This is a genomic window from Holzapfeliella sp. JNUCC 72 (assembly GCF_053668685.1).
This window is the reverse complement of the sequence record NZ_CM132220.1, coordinates 379,557-399,388: the sequence shown is the minus strand read 5'-3', so window position 1 is coordinate 399,388 and position 19,832 is coordinate 379,557. Positions and strand designations below refer to the sequence as shown.

23 protein-coding genes and 1 other annotated feature are annotated in these 19,832 nt (G+C 35.2%); of the genes, 1 reads left to right on the top strand and 22 read right to left on the bottom strand.

Annotated elements, in window-relative coordinates:
• Window positions 1-77 precede the first annotated feature (77 nt).
• On the bottom strand, window positions 78-422 hold the full coding sequence (locus JNUCC72_RS01905; protein ID WP_454144341.1) for a winged helix-turn-helix transcriptional regulator: 345 nt from the start codon (window positions 420-422) through the stop codon (window positions 78-80).
• Window positions 423-487: 65 nt separating this feature from the next.
• The gene (locus JNUCC72_RS01900) at window positions 488-1,252 is read right to left on the bottom strand and encodes a TrmH family RNA methyltransferase (RefSeq protein ID WP_454144339.1); all 765 of its coding nucleotides are present in this window, start codon (window positions 1,250-1,252) and stop codon (window positions 488-490) included.
• A gap of 151 nt (window positions 1,253-1,403) precedes the next feature.
• Between JNUCC72_RS01900 and yidC the strand changes: the two genes are divergently transcribed.
• Window positions 1,404-2,366 carry a membrane protein insertase YidC gene (yidC, locus tag JNUCC72_RS01895; protein WP_454144337.1) on the top strand — a complete coding sequence of 321 codons (963 nt, stop codon included), beginning with the start codon at window positions 1,404-1,406 and terminating at the stop codon, window positions 2,364-2,366.
• A 5-nt stretch (window positions 2,367-2,371) separates the two neighbouring features.
• On the opposite strand, the gene JNUCC72_RS01890 is transcribed toward yidC, so the two are convergent.
• The 20 genes from JNUCC72_RS01890 to mutM all read right to left on the bottom strand — a co-directional run bounded on the left by JNUCC72_RS01890 (window position 2,372) and on the right by mutM (window position 19,823).
• A complete protein-coding gene (locus JNUCC72_RS01890; RefSeq protein ID WP_454144335.1) occupies window positions 2,372-3,949 on the bottom strand; it encodes a HAMP domain-containing sensor histidine kinase in 1,578 nt (525 codons plus the stop codon).
• Window positions 3,906-4,643: a response regulator transcription factor gene (locus tag JNUCC72_RS01885; RefSeq protein ID WP_454144333.1), complete on the bottom strand. Its 738-nt coding sequence runs from the start codon at window positions 4,641-4,643 to the stop codon at window positions 3,906-3,908. Before JNUCC72_RS01885 ends, JNUCC72_RS01890 begins: the two co-directional genes overlap by 44 nt.
• A gap of 109 nt (window positions 4,644-4,752) precedes the next feature.
• Window positions 4,753-6,177 carry an NADP-dependent phosphogluconate dehydrogenase gene (gnd, locus tag JNUCC72_RS01880; RefSeq protein WP_454144331.1) on the bottom strand — a complete coding sequence of 475 codons (1,425 nt, stop codon included), beginning with the start codon at window positions 6,175-6,177 and terminating at the stop codon, window positions 4,753-4,755.
• A gap of 67 nt (window positions 6,178-6,244) precedes the next feature.
• Window positions 6,245-6,793: a DUF177 domain-containing protein gene (locus JNUCC72_RS01875; RefSeq protein ID WP_454144329.1), complete on the bottom strand. Its 549-nt coding sequence runs from the start codon at window positions 6,791-6,793 to the stop codon at window positions 6,245-6,247.
• 1 nt (window position 6,794) lies between these two features.
• Window positions 6,795-7,958 carry a nucleotidyltransferase gene (locus tag JNUCC72_RS01870; protein ID WP_454144327.1) on the bottom strand — a complete coding sequence of 388 codons (1,164 nt, stop codon included), beginning with the start codon at window positions 7,956-7,958 and terminating at the stop codon, window positions 6,795-6,797.
• A 3-nt stretch (window positions 7,959-7,961) separates the two neighbouring features.
• The gene (locus JNUCC72_RS01865) at window positions 7,962-8,687 is read right to left on the bottom strand and encodes a class I SAM-dependent DNA methyltransferase (RefSeq protein WP_454144325.1); all 726 of its coding nucleotides are present in this window, start codon (window positions 8,685-8,687) and stop codon (window positions 7,962-7,964) included.
• A 4-nt stretch (window positions 8,688-8,691) separates the two neighbouring features.
• Window positions 8,692-9,036 carry a ribosome silencing factor gene (gene rsfS / locus JNUCC72_RS01860; protein WP_454144323.1) on the bottom strand — a complete coding sequence of 115 codons (345 nt, stop codon included), beginning with the start codon at window positions 9,034-9,036 and terminating at the stop codon, window positions 8,692-8,694.
• A gap of 13 nt (window positions 9,037-9,049) precedes the next feature.
• Window positions 9,050-9,640, bottom strand: a complete 591-nt coding sequence (gene yqeK, locus JNUCC72_RS01855; protein WP_454144321.1) for a bis(5'-nucleosyl)-tetraphosphatase (symmetrical) YqeK — start codon at window positions 9,638-9,640, stop codon at window positions 9,050-9,052.
• Entirely contained in the window at window positions 9,630-10,274 is a 645-nt protein-coding gene (locus JNUCC72_RS01850; RefSeq protein ID WP_454144319.1) for a nicotinate-nucleotide adenylyltransferase, read from the bottom strand. Before JNUCC72_RS01850 ends, yqeK begins: the two co-directional genes overlap by 11 nt.
• A gap of 63 nt (window positions 10,275-10,337) precedes the next feature.
• Window positions 10,338-11,471, bottom strand: a complete 1,134-nt coding sequence (gene yqeH, locus JNUCC72_RS01845) for a ribosome biogenesis GTPase YqeH (protein WP_454144317.1) — start codon at window positions 11,469-11,471, stop codon at window positions 10,338-10,340.
• Window positions 11,461-11,988: a YqeG family HAD IIIA-type phosphatase gene (locus tag JNUCC72_RS01840; RefSeq protein ID WP_454144315.1), complete on the bottom strand. Its 528-nt coding sequence runs from the start codon at window positions 11,986-11,988 to the stop codon at window positions 11,461-11,463. The genes yqeH and JNUCC72_RS01840 overlap by 11 nt, the downstream gene beginning before the upstream one ends.
• A 60-nt stretch (window positions 11,989-12,048) precedes the next feature.
• Window positions 12,049-12,405, bottom strand: coding sequence for a 50S ribosomal protein L20 (rplT, locus tag JNUCC72_RS01835; protein WP_339969997.1), 357 nt, complete (start codon window positions 12,403-12,405; stop codon window positions 12,049-12,051).
• Between the two features lie 38 nt (window positions 12,406-12,443).
• Window positions 12,444-12,644 carry a 50S ribosomal protein L35 gene (gene rpmI, locus JNUCC72_RS01830; protein WP_056975208.1) on the bottom strand — a complete coding sequence of 67 codons (201 nt, stop codon included), beginning with the start codon at window positions 12,642-12,644 and terminating at the stop codon, window positions 12,444-12,446.
• 30 nt (window positions 12,645-12,674) lie between these two features.
• Window positions 12,675-13,193, bottom strand: coding sequence for a translation initiation factor IF-3 (infC, locus tag JNUCC72_RS01825; protein WP_454144688.1), 519 nt, complete (start codon window positions 13,191-13,193; stop codon window positions 12,675-12,677).
• A gap of 25 nt (window positions 13,194-13,218) precedes the next feature.
• Window positions 13,219-13,331, bottom strand: a sequence feature (ribosomal protein L20 leader region).
• Window positions 13,332-13,379: 48 nt separating this feature from the next.
• A complete protein-coding gene (gene thrS / locus JNUCC72_RS01820) occupies window positions 13,380-15,314 on the bottom strand; it encodes a threonine--tRNA ligase (protein WP_454144312.1) in 1,935 nt (644 codons plus the stop codon).
• A 290-nt stretch (window positions 15,315-15,604) separates the two neighbouring features.
• Window positions 15,605-16,525, bottom strand: coding sequence for a primosomal protein DnaI (gene dnaI, locus JNUCC72_RS01815; protein WP_454144310.1), 921 nt, complete (start codon window positions 16,523-16,525; stop codon window positions 15,605-15,607).
• A 13-nt stretch (window positions 16,526-16,538) separates the two neighbouring features.
• Window positions 16,539-17,885, bottom strand: coding sequence for a DnaD domain protein (locus JNUCC72_RS01810; RefSeq protein ID WP_454144308.1), 1,347 nt, complete (start codon window positions 17,883-17,885; stop codon window positions 16,539-16,541).
• A gap of 11 nt (window positions 17,886-17,896) precedes the next feature.
• Entirely contained in the window at window positions 17,897-18,361 is a 465-nt protein-coding gene (nrdR, locus tag JNUCC72_RS01805) for a transcriptional regulator NrdR (RefSeq protein WP_454144306.1), read from the bottom strand.
• Window positions 18,362-18,373: 12 nt separating this feature from the next.
• Window positions 18,374-18,997 (bottom strand): dephospho-CoA kinase, encoded by a 624-nt coding sequence (gene coaE / locus JNUCC72_RS01800; RefSeq protein ID WP_454144304.1) that lies wholly within the window; start codon window positions 18,995-18,997, stop codon window positions 18,374-18,376.
• Window positions 18,987-19,823 (bottom strand): DNA-formamidopyrimidine glycosylase, encoded by an 837-nt coding sequence (gene mutM, locus JNUCC72_RS01795; RefSeq protein WP_454144302.1) that lies wholly within the window; start codon window positions 19,821-19,823, stop codon window positions 18,987-18,989. The genes coaE and mutM overlap by 11 nt, the downstream gene beginning before the upstream one ends.
• Between the last annotated feature and the right edge of the window lie 9 nt (window positions 19,824-19,832).

Genomic DNA, 19,832 nt, shown 5'->3' with positions numbered 1-19,832 from the left:
CGCTATCATGGCCACACTACTACTAGCTTCAATCTTTGTATAGTGTAAATTCTAAACTAAATATCAAAATATCGCAACTAGTTTTCTTCTTCGTGCCAACGTTTACCCCAAGCATGGATTTGGTCCATAACGGGTTTTAACTCATCACCTTTTTGAGTAAGTGAGTAACGAATAACACCTGTTTGTTCATCGACAGAACGGTCAACAATTTTTAAAGATTCTAATTCTTTAAGGCGTTCTGTTAATACTCTATCAGAACACTTTTGAACGATATTAGCTAAATCTTTAAAGCGCATTGCTTCATTTTTGCATAGTGCGCAAATAATCAATCCATTCCATTTTTTACCTAAAAATTCAAAGGATTCGATAAAACAATGACATAGAATTTCATTTTCAGTTGTTTGTAAAGTTTTGTTACACATATTAAATCCCTCCGTGATTCAAAAAACCGTACTTATAAATGTATAGTAACATATTTTTTTGCGATTTATAAGACAAATTGATACATCATAATTCCAGCTGCAACCGCTGCATTTAAAGATTCTGCTTGTCCAAGAATTGGAATATAAACCTTAGAATCTGCTAACTCTAAATGTTCAAAACTCACACCGTGTGCCTCGTTTCCAACAATCAAAGCAAAGGCATTACCTGATTCGACTTCATCTGAATGAATCGCTTCATCATCTAAACAGCTCGCAAATACACGGTTACCCGCATCTTTTAAGTTGATGATTGCGTCATCTAAATCATGTTGTAAGACTGTAATATGAAATTGGCTACCTTGCATCGCACGTTGAACTTTATCATTATACAAGTCAACGTTCTTAGTGTTCAAAATCACGCCATCATATCCTGCAGCATCTGCTGTTCTGATAATTGTGCCGACATTTCCTGGATCAGCTAAGTTATCAAGCAAGACCCATTTTCCAGGATAAAAACTAAATGACTTAGGTTGATTAATTGTCAACACCATAAAAATCGATTGAGAAGTATTCGTTTGACTCAGCGCATTGGCAATCTCGTCAGTAACTTCTAACACTTTGTCGTCTTTGACATCATAATTAGTTATAACTTTATCTAAAGCATCTGCTGTTCCAATCAAATAACGATAAGATTGATTAGACTTTAGTGCTTCCTCAACTGTATGAAATCCTTCGACTAAATAAAGTCCATATTTTTGACGGTACTTCTTTTGTTGTAATTTTTTAAGTTCTTTAATTGTTTTGTTAGTTAAAGATGTAATTTGTTGCATAATATTCTCCTTTTGCGATGAATAATTATACCACTTTTGTCTTAAAAAACAAAAGTGATTGACTGAATTGAATCCTAATGACTTCAATTGACTACACTGACTATTCTAGTATAATTGTTTAGAGACTCTTAGAAAGGATTTCTTACATTATATGACTAAAAAAAATACAAAACTTGTTTTATTGCTCGCTTTGATGGCATTAGTTTTGACTGGATGTGCTGCTCACACGGCAACGGGTGAACCAGGAGGTATTCAAGGCTTTATCTATTCTCTAATCGGTAAACCTATCCAACAAATCATGCTAAACATCGGGCACACACTTGGTCAACCAAATGGTATCGGTTGGGGATTGATTATTATTACAGGTGTTCTTCGCTTAATTTTACTACCTTTAATGATTAATCAACAATCTAAAAGTTTACGTCATCAAGAACGTATGAAACTGGTTAAACCACAAACTGATTTAATCCAAAAAGCAGTTAAAGATTCCGCTACAACTCAAGAACAAAAAATGCAAATCAACCAATTGCAAATGCAAGTCTACCGTGAAAACAATATGTCAATCACAGGTGGTATTGGTTGTTTACCGCTAATTATTCAATTACCTTTCTTGATGGGAATTTACCAGTCAATTCAGTACTCACAAGACATTGTTCATTCAAGTTTCTTTGGTATTTCACTAGGTAGTCCATCTGTTATTATTACAATTGTTGCGACTTTACTTTATGTTATCCAAAGTTTCATCATGTACAGCAAAGCTGAGCCTGAACAAAAGCAAATGATGAAGACAACTGCTTTCATTAGTCCTTTAGTGACTTTCTTCATCAGTATTTCAACTCCTGGTGGTATTTCACTTTACTTCTTAGTTGGTGGTATCGTTGTATTAATCCAACAATTAGTAATGTCATACATTTTACAACCTCGTATCAAAAAGCAAAGTGAACAAGCTAATCAAGATACAGAAATCGTTGAAGTTGTGACACCAGAAGTTATTGATGATATTTTAAACAAAAAATCATCTACTACTCAACCTGGTACTACTACTGAAAAGCCAACTCATACACGTGAACAAAATCGTCAACGTAATGCTGGCAAACAAAATAAAAAAGACTAGAAATTCTAGTCTTTTTTATTTTGCTTATTGTTACGGCTTTTAGTTTTTTCTGGTCTATAAATTGGAAAATCAACTCTAAATTGACTACCCACATTTGGTTCAGATTCAACGCTAATTTGACCACCGTACTCACCAACAAGTTTTTGAGCAATAGACAATCCCAGGCCGTTACCACCTTTTTCACGTGTTCGTGCTTTATCTACACGATAAAAACGGTTAAAGATTTTTTCTCTATCTTCGGGTGTAATTCCCTCACCAAAATCTTGCACAATCACACTGACGTTTCGTGTGTCTGTCGAAGCTGATAAGTGTACTTCTTGGCGAGTTTTTGAATATTTAATCGCATTATCAAGCAAGATAATCAAAATCTGCTCAAAGTGATTACGATAAATTTTAACTTCAGTTTTTGCTGAAACATCATTGTCTAAAACAATTTTGAAATCTGGATGAATCATTTGCAAGTTATCGACAACTTGTTGAACCACTTGTGAAACTTTAGTAATTTCATTAGGGAAAAGCACTTCAATCTGTTCAGCACGAGTTAAGTCAAGCATCTCTTGAATCAAGTGCTTCATTCGTGAAATCTCTTGAATTGAAGCATCAATTGACTCTGCTAAAACCTCAGGATCATCTTTACCCCATCGGTCGATTAACTTCAAATGACCTTCAATAACCGCCACAGGCGTACGCAATTCATGTGAAACATCTTCCACGAATTGCTTTTGTTGGTCGATATAGCGTTGCATTCGGTCAAGCATCTGATTAAAGGCTGACGCCATATCACCTAATTCATCATGACGATGTAAATCTGGGATACGAACTGTTTCATCCGGATGCTCATCTACTTCTCGAGCAACCTTGGAAATTTGTCTAACTGGTCGTAATAAACCTGAAATTAGCAAGTAACTCACAAGTATACCCAGGATTATTCCAACAGCAGATAAAATGAACATCCAAAAACGTAGACCGTTTAAAATATTATTGTAGTTTGTCATTTTATTTTCAACAACGACATAACCCGTAATATTATGGCCATTTGTTGATTTGATTGCTTTAATCAAATACATTGTTTGACCTTTTGAACTCTCAACGAACTTTTCACCAAAGCTCAGCGTTTCTCGACTTAATAAATAATTCGTAGCACGAGTTTGAAAGAGCTTCTCTAAACTCAGATTATAAACCGTTACACTGATATCTTTATTAGTAAGATTATTGTAAATTGCTTCACTCAGACCGCTATGATCTAAGTCAGGAGCCGCTTGAACCGAATATTGGTCGTTTGGCTGTTCCTTCTTTGTTGATAAAGCTGGAACTACCGTTGCAATCGTCAAATCTGATTTAATCGTTGACAACCGGTCTTCGAAATTCTTGGTTGTTTCTTCTACTGCTTGGCGTTCTTGTACCATTAGTTGTTCTTTAACTAAATGCGTAATCACCAATGAGAAAATGGCAAACATAATCGTAATAGTCATTGCCATCAATGCTGTCCACTTGAAAGCGACTGAAATATGAAAATGCTTTTTCTCGGTTTGTTTTTCTCTATTCTTTTTCTTCGGCTTGGTCTGACTTAGCAACTGAATCATCCGTTCTCATTACATAACCTGTTCCACGTATTGTCTTAATGTATGAAGGGCGTCCTTTAACATCAATTTTGTTTCTTAGGTAACGAATATAAACTTCAACAACGTTCGTTTCAATTTTTGAATCAGGACCCCAAATTTTGTGAAGTAATTGATCACGAGACACAACGTTATTAGCATTTTCAATTAATGTAATGAGTAAGTTGTATTCACGTTTTGTTAAATCAATAATTTTGTTATCTTGGTGCACTGTACGATTGCTTGTTTCAATCACTAAATCGTTAAATTTAACGATTTTTTGTTTAGCTAGGTTACTTGTGCCTTGACTGTCTTCAATCTCAACACGACGCAATACAGCACGTAAACGAGCTAATAGCTCTTCAATAGCAAATGGTTTAACGATATAGTCATCTGCACCATGGTCAAGTCCAGAAACACGGTCAATAACTGAATCACGCGCAGTCATCATCACGATTGGTGTACTCTTTGATTGACGCACACGTCTTGCAATTTCTAGACCATTAAGTTCAGGTAGCATTAAATCTAGAAGAATGGCATCCCAATCTTCGTTTAAAGCAACATCTAGTCCCTTACGTCCATTGTATTCAACATGTGTTTCGTATTTTTCATGTTGTAATTCTAGTTCTACGAATCTCGCTAAGTTTTTTTCATCTTCAATGATTAAAATTTTACTCATAGTTTTACCGATACTTTCATTTAATATTCACTTTTAATTTTAACATAATTTAAGTCTGTATAGTAGACAAAAGAAAAGAGCTGCTAATTGATTAACAGCTCCTTATCATTTATTGTTCGTCATACCATGGGTAGTGGTAAGTTCCTTCGCGATCAGTTCTTTGGTAAGTATGTGCACCAAAGTAATCACGTTGAGCTTGAATAAGGTTAGCTGGAACTACTTCTGAACGATATGAATCAAAGTAAGATACTGCACTAGAAAACGCTGGTGCAGGAACTCCTGCTTTAATCGCAATAGATAGCACATCACGAACAGCATCTTGATAATCATTCGCAATATCAGCAAAGTAATGGTTCATCAATAGGTTGTTGATTGATTCATCTTCATTGTATGCGTCAGTAATCTTTTGTAAGAATTGTGCACGAATGATACAGCCTTCACGCCAAATTTTAGCAATTTCACCAAAGTTTAGTGGCCAATCATAATGTTCAGCAGCAATGCGCATTTGTTCAAAACCTTGAGCATAACTCATGATTTTACTGAAGTATAATGCTTTACGAACACTTTCGATAACTTCTTCTTTGTTCAATGATGAACCGTCAAAGTTAGGGCCATTTAAGACTTTACTTGCTTCAACACGTTCATCTTTGAAAGCAGAGATATATCTTGCATAAACAGCTTCAGTAATTAGAGATTGTGAAACACCTAATTCTAAGGCATTTTGTGAACTCCATTTACCTGTTCCTTTGTTTCCTGCTGCATCTAGAATCAAGTCAACGATTGGTTTATCAGATCCTAAATCATCTTTACGAGTCAAGATATCAGCAGTGATTTCCATTAGGTAACTTGATAATTCGCCTTTGTTCCATTCAGCAAAGATTTCAGCAATTTCATCAACACTTAAGCCTAGTACATTACGCAAAATATTGTAACTTTCAGCGATTAATTGCATGTCACCATATTCGATACCATTATGCACCATTTTAACGTAGTGACCTGCACCATTAGGTCCAATATAAGTCACACAAGGTTCGCCATCTTCAGCTTTAGCTGACATTTCTTTTAGGATTGGGGCTACTAAATCGTAAGCTTCTTTTTGACCACCTGGCATCATAGAAGGTCCTTGTAAAGCACCTAATTCTCCACCAGATACACCCATTCCAATAAAGTTGATACCTGATTTATCTAATTTTTCGTTACGACGAACTGTATCTTCGAAGAACGTATTACCACCATCAATTAAAACATCACCCTTATCTAGTAAAGGCAATAGTTCATCAATAACAGCATCTGTCCCGAATCCAGCTTTAACCATCATCACAATACGACGAGGTTTTTCTAGACTTTCAACAAATTCTTTAATGTCATAACTTGGTACTAGGTTCTTTTCTTTGTGATCAGCCATAACTTCTTCAGTTTTTGCGGCTGTACGGTTATAGATACCGACAGTGTAACCACGGCTTTCAATGTTTAGGGCTAAGTTTTTACCCATAACGGCCATTCCAATTACACCAATTTGTGGTTGTTTGCTCATAACAAAATCCCTCCGTTTTATTCTCATTAATCGTATCAGATGATAGCTAGATTATAAAGTCATGTTTTTATTTTTTATCATCATTATCTTCTAACAAATCACCTAGTTTTGCAAATGGTGAAGTTTTTGTCTTTTCTTTTTGTTCAAAGTAGTCGTCTTCACTCATCACTTGCCAAGTACTTCCAGAAGGCATTTCATCATTTTGTTGTTCTTCTTCAGTTAGAATTTGCGTTGGTAAGTTCAAGATAATGTTATCTTCAACAGCCTTTTGCAACTCAACTTTATCATTTTCAACTTCAATAATTGTGCCATATAAATCAAAATCTTCTTCACGAGGTTTTGTGTCTGTATAGGCCTCGTCAAAAGAAAATGACAATGGGTAATTAATCGGTGTCAAACTTCTAGTTGATAATACAACCAAGTCCACTTTGACATGTAAGCGTGAAATAACAAATGGGTAATCATTGATCAATTCCCCTGTTACTTGAACATGTTTGGCTTCCTCAATCATATTTTTAGTTCTTTCTTTTAGAACCTCCGTTAAGTCAATATCTTGCTCAACAGAAGTGAATTGATTCTCATAACGAATCAAATCGGAAAAGTTGTGTGTTAACATCTTATTTCCTTTCTATTGGTCGACGACCAAAATTCTGACTATTTTGTTTGGCAATTTGTTCATATAATCGGTCAACTTGCACTTCTAATGCTAAGTCGCCATCCTTATTAGCATTCTTTTTGTTTACACGGCTAATAATCGTTAGCTCTGTTTCTTTTTTTGCGCGTTTCAAATGACGTCTACCTAGTTTTGAGTAACCTAATATTCGTGCATATTTCTTTTGATTAAATTGCTGGATTTGATCATCAGAAACATTCAGTAAACAATAAAGCGCCAAACGTCTCAGTCTGGCATAAGTGTAGCGTTTTGACTTGAGTGCCATCAAGAATTCATCAAAAGTTTCAGTTTGATGAATCACTTGCTTCATACGGTTCTCAAGACCTTCAGTCATTTGATAAATTTTGGCTAATTCAGAAGATGAAGTGGATTCAATCTTATATTTCAAAAATGGAAAAAGCATTTCCCAATCAGGAAAATTAGGTTGAGATAAGATTGTCGCCAATTCTTTTTTTGGTAGCCAGTTTTTGAGTTCTTCGGTTAGATTTTCTTGTTGATTAAGCGCTTTTCTTATCGCTGAAGCTGAAGCAACTGGTTGTTTTTTTTCAAGTGGTTGATCATGATCCACTCCCAAACGTTTAACAGGTTGCATTGTTAACTTCTTTTTTAGAGTAACGTTAGCCACTGAATAAGCAATTGCTAATAGTGTATTAGGTCGATTAACTTCATATCCTAATTCGTTTGCAATTGTATCATTATACTGAGCAGCATAAGTTTGCGTATAATCAGAGAAATCAGCACTTTTTTGCATGATTTCACTGATTTTTTGTCCTAACGATTCAAAGTTAAGTCGGGCATTTTCTGCACCAAAAACTAGCGTTTCAACACCTAATTCAGCTAATATTTCTATTGCACCTTGTGCAAACCTGTCTGCTGGCTGTACTGCGTGGTGAAAAGGCAGCTCAACAACCAAATCAGCACCGGCTGCTAATGCTGCCTCAGTCCTTGTCCATTTATCACTAATTGCAATATCGCCACGCTGAACATAGTTCCCTGACATCACCACAATAATCGGATCATCTTGCGCAACAAGGCGTGCTTGATTCATTAAAAATTCGTGTCCACTATGGAACGGATTAAACTCAGCAATTACTCCCGTTACACTCATTGTCTACCCTTTCTTGCTTCTAAAAAACCAACGTTTTGCTTTCTTTTCATCAAATCGATTACTAAAATCAGAAGTCAGCTCAATATCTGAAAAGCCAGCCCAATCTAAACTTCTAACATAGTCTTGATAAGGATAAGTACGCTCATAGTGCAGCTCTTCTTTTGCTTGATAACGATTTTTGCCATCTGGTGTCAAAATCTTCAAGTCATGAACAACGGCATGCTCAACATCAGTCAAATAACTGTGCCAAATAAATAAATATTCATCAGTCTCAACATTGAACATATAATTATCAAATAACTCATCCATCTGATAAAGCGAATGTGCATCAAATAAGAACTGTCCACCAGGTTTCAATGCACGATAAGCGTTATTGAAAACTTGCGTCACATCAGCTAAATCAGACATATAGCAAATAGAATCATCAAAACATAAAATAGCGTCATATTGGTCAACATCATTTAGTTCTAGCATATCCAATACTTTTATTTGCTTGGCTTTTCCCTGCAACTTATCTTTTGCTAGCTTAAGCATATCTTTTGACAAGTCAGTTACCGTAACTTCATAACCCGCGTCAATCAGCAACTCAGATAAATCTCCAGCACCAGCTGCAATTTCTAAAATTTTGCTACCAATTGGCACGTGACGTTTAACATAATCAAGCCATTTAGGATAAAGGCTTTTATCCATTAATTCATCGTATACTTTGGCGAAGGATTGATACGTCATTGCTTTAATCCAAGTTAACTAGTTTTGCGTCAGCAAATAGTTTTTCTAAAGCATAAAATTCACGTGCTTCTGGTAAAAAGACGTTCACAATAACATCATATAAATCAATCAAGAACCAAGTTGAATCTTTTTCACCTTCAACTTGCAAAATTTCAACTGATTGTTTTTTTGATTCTTCAACAACTTCATCAACAATTGCTTGCAATTGACGGTGTGAGTTAGCTTGTGAAATCACAAGGTAATCAGCCATAACACTTGAATCTGTCATATCTAATGCAACTGTTTGCTCACCATGTTTGTTATCAATGGCTTCTACTACTAAATCTAAAATTTGTTTACTATCTTTCAAAAAAATACTCCTTTTATTTTACATTCCAAACATTGTAACTCGCTAATGTTTTGGGATAAACTTTAAAATTGTTTTTAATTAAGTAAAGTAAGGTTTGCTGTAGCTGATAAGCTACACCTAAATCTAAACTTTGATTGGTTAATTTTCTGGCTTCTTCTACCCCAGGAAAATGACGACCTGGTTCAATGTAATCAGACATGAAAACGATTTTATCTAAATCAGTCATCTGAGTATCTGCAGTAGTATGACGTTTAACAGCTGTCAAAATATCTGCATTTGTAATTTTTAATTCTTGCTCAATATAATAAGCACCCACGATACCATGCCAAATACCACGATTGTAGTTCAATAAATCTTGATCAAAATCTTGGGTTTTGATTGTTTTAATATAGTCTTCAACTGGTACTTCTTTAGCATAATCATGAACAAAACCGGCTAATGCCGCTAAATTTTGATCTACGCCATATTTTTTAGCTAGCTTTTGCGCAGTCTGACTAACACGTACACAATGGTCAAATCGGCTTTGGCTTAATTTGTTTTTTGCTTTTTCAATAATTTCATCTGATGATAACTCTGAATAAGTTTCAGTAAATTTAAGATTCATCTTGATATAACCCCTTTTCGTTAATATAATCCATTACTTTTTTAGGAACTAAATAACGAATTGACTCATGATTTTGACAACGCTTTCTAATTTGAGTTGAACTGATTTCAAGTAACGGTGAATCAACCCAAATAACTGGATAAGGGCTTGTCACCTCATATCCAGGACGTCTAACACCTACAAACGTCACCAGTGGCAATAACTCGTCAATCTGGTACCAGTTAGGTAAGTCCTGGATCATATCTCCACCCAAAATAAAGTAAAAATCAATGTCTTGATGTTGTTCTTTGAGTGACTGAATCGTGTTGAGCGTATAGCTCACACCACCACGATAAATTTCTGAAAGGTTCAAATCAAATGAGTCATTATCTTCGATAGCTAGTTTCAGCATATCTACTCGATAATTAGCTTCAATAGCTGTCTTTTTTTGCTTATGAGGCGGGATATTATCAGGCAAAAACCAAATACCATCAAGACCTAATCTTGACAATACTTGTTCAGCCATAATCAAATGTGCCTGATGAATGGGATTAAAGGTACCACCAATCAATCCAATTTGCTTTTTTTTATTTTTTAGTCGTTGACTTTGAACTTGATGTAAAGGGATTGCTTTTGCAGATGCGTGATTTGCCATTTTTAAGCTCCTTCATTTCATTGTTAAAAACATTATAGCATATGAAAGAAGTGACTGATAAATCTAAATAATTGCGCGACGAATCCCAAGACCTAATGCACCAGGTGAAAATGTCTTCACTTGAACATCATCATTAACTGTAATCCAACCTAATCCACCAAATAAAACATCGCTTTTTTCTTTTGTATGGTAGCTAAGTCCTTTGAGCGGTTTAAGTTGATCTAGTTGTTCGGTTTGAGGTGGTGCTAGCAATTCACCCACATGTTTTTCGTAAAAAGCATCCGCATTTTCAGTTTTTGTTCGGTGAATGTATAAATCATCTGATGCGTAAACAACGAAACTTTGCTTACCTGGACCATCAACGTAATCAAAACGACCCAATCCACTTAAGAAAAGCGTTTGACCTGGGTTTAGTTGATAAACCTTAGGCTTAATTGGCTTTTGAGGAGCCACTAATTTCAAGTCTTTTGGTGATAATATATGGGCAATCTGATCCTTTTGAATGATACCTGGTGTGTCAATTAAAGAAGTCCCATCAGCAAGTGGAATTTCAATCTTATCAAGCGTTGTTCCTGGGAACCTTGAAGTTGTGATCAAATCTTCTACACCTGAAAGTGTCTTGATAATACTGTTGATTAATGTTGATTTTCCAACGTTAGTGCTTCCAACAACGTAGATATCACGATTTTGTTGTTTTTTCTTAATTAAATCAATTAACTCATCAACATTTTTTTGTTTTTTACCACTTGTTAGTAAAATTTCTTCAGGGTAAATGCCCCATTTGTTAGCTTGTTGACGAACCCAATCTTTTACTTTACGTAAATTGGTATTCTTAGGGAATAAATCAATTTTATTTCCAATCATGATAATTGGTGTATCTCCTACAAAACGTGGTAATGATGAAATCATACTACCTTGAAAATCGAATAAATCAATAACGTTCAATACCAAAGCATCTGTTTCAAGTAAGTGGTTTAGTAAACGCAAGAAATCATCTGCATTTTCTTGTACAGGCATAATTTCATTATAATGTCTTAATTTAAAACAACGTTGGCAGTACACTTCGACTTCTTCATCATTTTCAATTGCTTTTTCGATTTTTGCATAGGCTGAAGCTGGTAAATAACCAGATTTTTGACTATCTTGATTTTGTAAAGTTGCACCGCAACCTATACATTGAATGGTTTCATTGTTCATGAAGATCCTCCTGATAAGTTATCTTTTCTTTTGAATTTAAACACCCTAAGATAAATTTTTCAACTAATCTGTTTAACCAAGTATGCCAACCATCTGATTTAATTAGTGGTTTTACTAATACTGTTTTCATACCAGCTGAATTACCAGCTAAAATATCTGTCAAAATTTGGTCACCAATCATCAATGACTCAGCGGGTGTTACACCATCTTGTGCCATTGCTTTAACCAAGTTTCTCTTGAATGGCTTTTTAGCACTTGCAATAAATTCAATACCTAATGGTTCTAAAACTCTATTCACACGTTCATGCTTATTATTTGAGATCACAACAAGTGAAATGTCATGCTTATTTAGACGTTCTTTTAATTGGCTAATTTTCTTTAAAGTTTCTTTTTGGTTCCAAGCAACTAATGTATTATCTAAGTCACTAAAAACCGTCTTAATTCCCATTTTTTTTAGGGTTGTCGGATTTAAGTTATAAACAGTATCAATCGTATATTTCGGTCTAAAAATACTCATTTTTTCTCCTGAAATTTATCCATAAAAAAGCCCCTGAACTTCTTATTCAGGGGAACAATTTTATTTTAAAGCTGATTTTGCTTGAGCTACTAAGTCAGCAAAAGCTTTTTCATCGTTGTAAGCTAGGTCAGCTAGCATTTTACGGTTGATGTCGATGTTAGCTAGTTTCAAACCGTGCATTAATTTGCTGTAGCTAATGTCGTTCATTCTTGCTGCAGCGTTAATACGAGCAATCCATAATTTTCTGAATTCACGTTTCACTTGACGACGGTCACGGAAAGCGTAACGGTATGAATTCATAACTTGTGAGTTAGCTGATTTGAATAGTAAGTGCTTAGCACCACGATAACCTTTGGCAAGTTTTAAAACTTTTTTACGACGTTTACGAGTAACAGTTCCACCTTTAACTCTTGGCATAATAATTTCCTCCTAAAATACGGTACAATCTTTTTTTATTAACGAACTTGTGAAAGCATTTGTTTGATACGTTTGAAATCACTTGCAGATACCATTGCTGATTTTCTTAAGTGACGACGTTGTTTTTTAGTTTTTCCGTGGAAACGGTGACCTGTGAAGGCGTGGTGACGTTTTAGTCCACCATTAGCAGTTTTTTTGAAACGTTTAGCTGAACCACGGTGTGTTTTTTGTTTTGGCATTGATATTTCCTCCTAAAAAGTAAAGTGTAATTAATCTTTATCGGCTTTTGGTGCAAGCATTAAGAACATGCTGCGACCATCCATTTTTGGTCTTGCTTCGATATTAGCAATGTCAGAAGTAGCTTCTGCCATTTGCTCTAGAACTTTACGTCCAATATCTTTATGAGTAATAGCTCTTCCTTTAAAGCGAATTGATACACGAACCTTATCGCCTTTAGAAATGAATTTTTGAATTTTCTTAAGTTTTGTATTGAAATCGTTTGTTTCAATTGTTGGACTCAAGCGAATTTCTTTAAGACTGAAAACTTTTTGTTTTTTCTTGTTTTCTTTTTCTTTTTTCTGTTGTTGGAAACGGTATTTTCCGTAATCCATAATTTTAGCAACTGGCGTTTTAGCCTTAGGTGAGATTAAAACCAAATCTTGGTTTAATTCTTCAGCTTTTTGTAACGCCTCATTACGACTTAGAATTCCTAGCTGTTCACCATCTTCAGCAATCACTCGTAATTCACGAGCACGGATTCTTTCGTTTATTAATAAATCTTTAGCTATGGTTGTTCACCTCCAAAAAAATTTGAGGACAAGTAAAAAGTGGGCACGGAAGTGCCCACTTTTTAATCAACAGATTATTATCGATTAGCCTAGAGGTATTATGACTTAGGCGAGAAGCGGGAACTTCTACTTGTTCTCATTCGTTAAAAATTATATCTAACTATTCGATAATAGTCAAGTCCTTTTTTAGTCTTCGCGACTGTAGTTATTAACATCTGCCACAATAGCATCTAAGAATTCAGCTAATGCAAATGTATTCGTATCTTTTTGACCGTAGCGACGAATTGAAACAGATGTTGAAGCTGTTTCTTGGTCACCCACAATGATTGTGTAAGGTACTTTGTTAGTTTGAGCATCACGAATCTTGTAGTTCATTTTTTCGTTACGTAAGTCAACATCAACACGTAAACCAAGTTTCTTCATTTGTTTCTTAATATCTTTAGCGTAGTCTGAATGTAGATCTAAGTTAACTGGAATAATACGAGCTTGAACAGGTGCAATCCATGTTGGGAATGCGCCTTTGTATAATTCTGTTAGGTAGGCAATGAATCTTTCAAGTGTTCCGATAATTCCACGGTGAATCATCACTGGACGGTGTTCTTCCCCATCATTACCAATGTATGATAATTCAAATTTTTCAGGTAACATGAAGTCTAATTGGATTGTTGAAAGTGTTTCTTCATTTCCTAAAGCAGTTTTTGTTTGAACATCTAGTTTTGGACCGTAAAATGCAGCTTCACCTTCGGCTTCATAGTAATCTAATCCTAAATCGTCCATCGCATCTTTAAGCATTGTTTGTGCTGTTTCCCAGATTTCGTCGTCTTGGAAGTATTTTTCTGTATTTTGAGGGTCACGGTAGCTCAAGCGGAAACTGTAGTCTGTGATGTTAAAGTCTTTATATACTTCCATCATTAGACGTAGGATTTTAACAAATTCTTCTTTGATTTGTTCTAATTCTACGAATGTGTGACCATCGTTTAGAGTCATTTCACGAACACGTTGTAGTCCTGTCAAGGCACCTGATTTTTCGTAACGGTGCATCATACCAAGTTCAGCAATACGCATTGGTAAGTCACGGTATGAACGAACATGGTGTTTGAATACTTGAATATGTGAAGGACAGTTCATTGGACGTAGTTCAAGCATTTCGCCATCACCCATATCCATTGGTGGGAACATATCTTCACGGTAGTGATCCCAGTGTCCTGATGTTTTGTATAAGTCTAAGTTAGATAAAATTGGTGTGTAAACGTGTTCGTAATCAGCAGCCAATTCTTTATCTGTAATGTAACGTTCAATTACTCGACGAATAGTTGCACCATTTGGCATCCAGTATGGTAAACCAGCACCAACTTTTGGATCTACGAAGAATAAGTCTAAATCACGACCTAAAGTACGGTGATCACGTTCTTTAATATCTGCACGGCGTTGTAAGTCAGCTTCTAAGTCAGCTTTTTTATAGAATGCTGTACCGTAAATTCTTTGTAGCATTGAGTTGTCTGATTTACCTTGCCAGTAAGCACCAGCTACTGAAAGTAGCGCAAATTCTTTAACACCACTTGCATTTGGTAGTAATGCTTTGTAACCAAAATCAATGAAATCGCCCATTTTGTAAACTTTAATTTGAACAGCATCAATTGCTTTAAGCAATGACAATTTATATTCATCATTTTCAAAATGTTTTTCTAAATCGGCTTTGTCCATCATGTCAACTTCGATAGGAAGACCTGATTTGATTACTTTTTGCATTGCTTCTTGTAATTCTGGTAGTTCTGTTACAGCAATTTGGTTTTCTCTGTCTGTATCAACATAAAAACCATCTTCGATAGCTTTACTTTCACCAAAGTTAATATCGCTATGTGCTTTTTTTGCAACATATGAAAATAAGAATGCTGCTGTATCACGTAACACGCGTAATCCTAATTCATCATTTTGTAAAACAATTTCAATTTTTCCATCTTGTGAAATTTCTTCATTTAAATCAAGAAGTTCCCCATTTAAAACACCAGCAACAGCTTTTTTAGCTAAACTTGTACTGATTGATTTTGCAACTTCCTTAACGCTAACAGCGTCATCGTATTGTTTGCGGTTTCCATCTGGAAATACTAGTTCAAAACTCATAATATGTATCCTCCCAAAAAATAAAAAAAATCCCGATGCAAATTTTGCATCGGGACGTCATAAACGTGGTTCCACCCAAGATTTAGATTATTTTAATAAATAATCCTTCTCGTAAGACTTGATAAAGGTCGTCAACCTATCAGTGTTATTCATATTGCTATAAAAGTGGTACCAAATACAGTCAAAAGCTTTCAGCCAAGGCTTTTCTCTCTGGAATTAATGTATCGGCTTGTCTTTTATATGATAACTTTATTATAACTAATTTAATAAAAGAGTCAAGCATAAACCACTTATTCTAGATTTCTTTTATTAGGGCCACTAATTGTGACTTCTTTAGATAAACTTTTGACACGTTCCATAATTCGTTTTGCTTTAACTGGTTCAACATCGCCCTTTACATAAGTTAGATGATTTTCTAATTCTGTCATTGAAAAATTAGAACTAAAGAAAGTAGGCAAACGACGTTCCATACGATGTTGCAAAATAACGCCTAAAACGTCATCACGAATCCAGGCTGTCAATGTTTCAGCACCAATATCATCGAGCATTAAAACAGGTGTCTTTTTCAAACGTTCAATCTCAATGATCGCCGTATTATTTTGAACTTGTGATCGAATAGTTGAAGTAAATGTTGGAAAGTGAACAACTGAAACTGCTACACCCTTTTCGGCTAGCTTATTGGCTGTTGCAGCTAACAAGTACGTCTTACCAACCCCAAAGTCTCCGCACAAAAAGAAGCCTTTAGGTGTTTCACCGTTAAGATAATCCCTGATAAAACTAGCACATCCAGCTAATCCTTCAAACCTGCCTTCACTACCATCGTTGTAGTCATTTAAAGAGGCAGATTTCAAGCTATCTGGTAATGAGATGTAATTTAACTGTTTAGCCAATTTCTTTTGTCTAGACTTTTCTAGTGATTCTTTTGTCGGTTCATAACTAACTTCAATTAACCCATCATTTACAATCAAATGCGGTTCATAACCCGATAATGGATTATGAGACTTATCTGTTGTTGCTCTTTTTTGTGTAACATATTCATAAATGTTGGCACTACTCTTTTCAATCGCACCTTCATCTAATTTATCGCGGTTATTTGCAATAAACGCTTGCACATCTTCATCTTTAATTGCATCCGACATTAGTTCGTCTAGGCTAATGTTAACATTCTTCTTTTGAAGAATCTGATTGATTACACGTGAGATATTTTGCATTAAAACCCCTCCTTTAATCTGGATAGTCAATTTCTTTCAATAAATCATCTAACTGAGACAAATCTTTTTGTTCTGGCATTTGCGATTGGTTTTCTTTTTTAGACCAGTCTGTTGCGATTTCTTTGTGAGCAGTTTTTTGTTGGTATTTCGCTTTTTTATGTGTTTTAGGTGATTGATTTTCTCGCCTTTTCAGATACTCAACGACCTGTTCGGCATTTGTAATCCCTTGTTGCAGCCAATCATTTGCCAAATTATCCATTAAATTCTGTTTCAAAGTTGGCTCATAACGCAGTGCAATCCAAATCATCATATTAATTATTTCATCAGATAAATGCACATTCTGGCTCAGACGATAAAGGATTTGTTTTTCACTAAATGTTGAGAAACCACCCTTTTGATTCTTGTATCGCTCTAAATATTGTAAAGGCGTTATTTTTTTAGCACTTGCAATTAATTTTTTCTCTTCAATACTGAAAGGTTCTTTGCTTTGTGTTTGACTTGCTTGAGTTTGCGGCTTATGTTTAGCCACGTGCGCTGTTGAATGATAGGTATCAGCCAACATATTTTCAATACGTTTAAAGTTCAAGGTTGCATCCCCAACATTCAAAGTCTTCACAATGATATTCCCCAAATCTTGTTCTGAAATATCATAAAACCGCATCATATCGTAAAAGCGTTTTTGATGTTTCATCACTTCTCGTTCAGGAATGTGATAAGCCGCTAAAAAGTCCATCAAAAAGTCCCACTCAATCGTTGCAGCTTGCTTATCGTCCAGCTGGTTTTGTGTGTTCTTAGCGGGTGTTTTAGTCTCATCAGCCATTTCTTTAACTACTGGTGATGGTGATAATACTTGTTCTTCTCGAACATGAAAAATATCAAAAAAGCTACTTGAAATATCTTGTGGTTGATTAAAAATCACAGGCTTTGGCTGAGCGTATTTTTCTTTTAGTTTTTGGTAACGCACTTCACCAATTTTTTCTAAAAGTAAACTGGAGAGTAAAAATGTTTGGAAAAATTCCGAAACTGACAAAATAGGTTTAAGCTCGAAAACAAAAAATAGACCCAAAACCTCATTTGAGTCTTGATAAGTTTTGAGTAGCGAAACGCCTTCTAATTTTTGTCTTGCCTGATCAATATCATTAAGTGATAAATCTGTTTGTTCTTGAACCTGTATCAAGGTTTTATATTGTGATCTAACCGGCATTTTATCGGCTAGTTGATTCAACGTTAGAAATAAACTGATTGCTTTTGCACCGATTAACGGTTGATAGAGTAAAGTTAAGACTTCGATTTCATGTGCTGTCAGCTGCTGCGGAAATAGCGTATAAAATTTTTGCTTTGGATTATTAAATACAGTCATGAGTTTGCGACTTATTCTTGATCTTCTTTATTCATCATTTCTTCAAGAGTAGTCATAAATCCACTAACATCTTTGAATTGACGATAAACACTTGCAAAGCGAATATAAGCAACATCGTCCAATTGTGACAATTCGCTCATAACCAATTCACCGATTTTTTTAGAAGGCACTTCCATTTCACCACTGGTTCTAATACCGTTTTCTATTCTATCGACGATTTTATTAAGGGCTTCACTTTTAATGGGTCTTTTTTCGGCAGCACGAATAAGACCAGCCATTATTTTATCACGGTTAAAGGCTTCTCTTGTTCCATCATTTTTTACGACTAAAAGCGGCGTTAATTCAATTCGCTCAAAAGTCGTAAATCTAAATTGACAGTTCTCACATTCTCGACGTCGTCTAATTGCACGCCCTTCATCACTAGGACGGCTATCGATAACACGAGATGTTTTTTGATGACACATTGGACATTGCATGCAATCATTCTCCTAACGTTTATCTTGAGGCAACATTATCTGGGGATAATTATCACTAAGATATTTCTCTATTTGTTTTTCAGTTTGTTTTTTTGTGCCACAGTTATTAATAATTATATCCGATAATGTTCGTTTTCTTTCAATAGACCATTGCGCACGAATCCGCTTTTGAGCTGACTCTTCAGACATCTTATTGCGCTTCATTAAACGATTTAACTGTGTTGTTTCATCTGTATATACCAACATCACTTTATCAAACTCAGTTCGATAATCTGACTCAAATAACAGTGGAATATCCGCAATCACTAGCTCATTTTCCGGTGTATTAAAGTGCTCAACTTGACGCATTATTTCTTCTCGAATAAGCTTGCCATTAATTTGGTTTAGTTGTTTTAACTTTGTTGCGTCAGAAAAAACAATCGCACCTAATTTCTTTCGATTAATGGTTTGATTTTCATTTAAAACGTCCTCACCAAAAAAATCAAGAATATTATGCCAACCTTTTTTATGTGGTTCAATCAGTGACTTAGCAACTTCATCTGCATCAACAACTGGTATATTGTATGATTTGAAAATATTAGCAACTGTACTTTTGCCAGTTGCAATTGATCCTGTTAATCCTATTTTATCCGTCATTTTTTACCACCTGACAACTTGGGCAAAATGATGTTCCTCTCCCATTTACTTTTATTTTTTCTATTAGCGTTTGACATCTTTCACAAGGCATCCCTTGTTTGCCGTAAACATGTAGAAAAGATTGGAACTTACCTTCATTACCATTAGAATCATGATAGCTTCTAATCGTGGTTCCATTTAGCTCAATGGCCAACTTAATCTCTTCGTTAATTGCCTGACGCAAATCAGCCACTTCAGACTCGGTTAAATCCTGCGCGCGAGTTAATGGATGAATGTGACTCAACCATAAAACTTCATCAACGTAGATATTGCCCAATCCACTAACAACAGATTGATCAAGCAATGTATTTTTGATGTTTTTCTTCTTTTTTTGAAGTGCTTGATAAAAGTATGGTGTTGTGAATTCAGCTTGATTAGGCTCATACCCTAAATGTCGAATCCCTGTTTCAATCCGTTCCATACCTGTCTCTACTAACTGTAAACGGCCAAACTTTCGTACATCATCATAACGCAACTGTGTACCATCTGTAAATAAAATACTGAGGTGTTCGTGCTTTTGAATAGGACTTTCAGGTAAAATCAAGCGATATTTACCTTCCATTCTCAAATGTGACACAATTGTTAAGTCATGACTAAGTCTAAATAGCAAGTATTTCCCTATTCTATCAATTCTTTCAATGGTTTTGCCTTTCAACTTGGTTTTAAACTGATTAGCATCCCCAGAAACAATATTAGGATAAATAATATCAACAGACTCAATTGTTTTGCCTTGTACTTGCGACGTTAAGGTTTTTCGTACAGTTTCAACTTCAGGTAATTCCGGCATTGACTTTCT

Bases quoted from the DNA above. Each gene is read 5' to 3' on its own strand.
- JNUCC72_RS01905 (WP_454144341.1), bottom strand. From the start codon at position 422: ATGTGTAACAAAACTTTACAAACAACTGAAAATGAAATTCTATGTCAT.
- JNUCC72_RS01900 (WP_454144339.1), bottom strand. From the start codon at position 1,252: ATGCAACAAATTACATCTTTAACTAACAAAACAATTAAAGAACTTAAA.
- yidC (WP_454144337.1), top strand. From the start codon at position 1,404: ATGACTAAAAAAAATACAAAACTTGTTTTATTGCTCGCTTTGATGGCA.
- JNUCC72_RS01890 (WP_454144335.1), bottom strand. From the start codon at position 3,949: ATGATTCAGTTGCTAAGTCAGACCAAGCCGAAGAAAAAGAATAGAGAA.
- JNUCC72_RS01885 (WP_454144333.1), bottom strand. From the start codon at position 4,643: ATGAGTAAAATTTTAATCATTGAAGATGAAAAAAACTTAGCGAGATTC.
- gnd (WP_454144331.1), bottom strand. From the start codon at position 6,177: ATGAGCAAACAACCACAAATTGGTGTAATTGGAATGGCCGTTATGGGT.
- JNUCC72_RS01875 (WP_454144329.1), bottom strand. From the start codon at position 6,793: ATGTTAACACACAACTTTTCCGATTTGATTCGTTATGAGAATCAATTC.
- JNUCC72_RS01870 (WP_454144327.1), bottom strand. From the start codon at position 7,958: ATGAGTGTAACGGGAGTAATTGCTGAGTTTAATCCGTTCCATAGTGGA.
- JNUCC72_RS01865 (WP_454144325.1), bottom strand. From the start codon at position 8,687: ATGACGTATCAATCCTTCGCCAAAGTATACGATGAATTAATGGATAAA.
- yqeK (WP_454144321.1), bottom strand. From the start codon at position 9,640: ATGAATCTTAAATTTACTGAAACTTATTCAGAGTTATCATCAGATGAA.
- JNUCC72_RS01850 (WP_454144319.1), bottom strand. From the start codon at position 10,274: ATGGCAAATCACGCATCTGCAAAAGCAATCCCTTTACATCAAGTTCAA.
- yqeH (WP_454144317.1), bottom strand. From the start codon at position 11,471: ATGAACAATGAAACCATTCAATGTATAGGTTGCGGTGCAACTTTACAA.
- JNUCC72_RS01840 (WP_454144315.1), bottom strand. From the start codon at position 11,988: ATGAGTATTTTTAGACCGAAATATACGATTGATACTGTTTATAACTTA.
- rplT (WP_339969997.1), bottom strand. From the start codon at position 12,405: ATGCCAAGAGTTAAAGGTGGAACTGTTACTCGTAAACGTCGTAAAAAA.
- rpmI (WP_056975208.1), bottom strand. From the start codon at position 12,644: ATGCCAAAACAAAAAACACACCGTGGTTCAGCTAAACGTTTCAAAAAA.
- thrS (WP_454144312.1), bottom strand. From the start codon at position 15,314: ATGAGTTTTGAACTAGTATTTCCAGATGGAAACCGCAAACAATACGAT.
- dnaI (WP_454144310.1), bottom strand. From the start codon at position 16,525: ATGCAAAATATCTCACGTGTAATCAATCAGATTCTTCAAAAGAAGAAT.
- JNUCC72_RS01810 (WP_454144308.1), bottom strand. From the start codon at position 17,885: ATGACTGTATTTAATAATCCAAAGCAAAAATTTTATACGCTATTTCCG.
- nrdR (WP_454144306.1), bottom strand. From the start codon at position 18,361: ATGCAATGTCCAATGTGTCATCAAAAAACATCTCGTGTTATCGATAGC.
- coaE (WP_454144304.1), bottom strand. From the start codon at position 18,997: ATGACGGATAAAATAGGATTAACAGGATCAATTGCAACTGGCAAAAGT.
- mutM (WP_454144302.1), bottom strand. From the start codon at position 19,823: ATGCCGGAATTACCTGAAGTTGAAACTGTACGAAAAACCTTAACGTCG.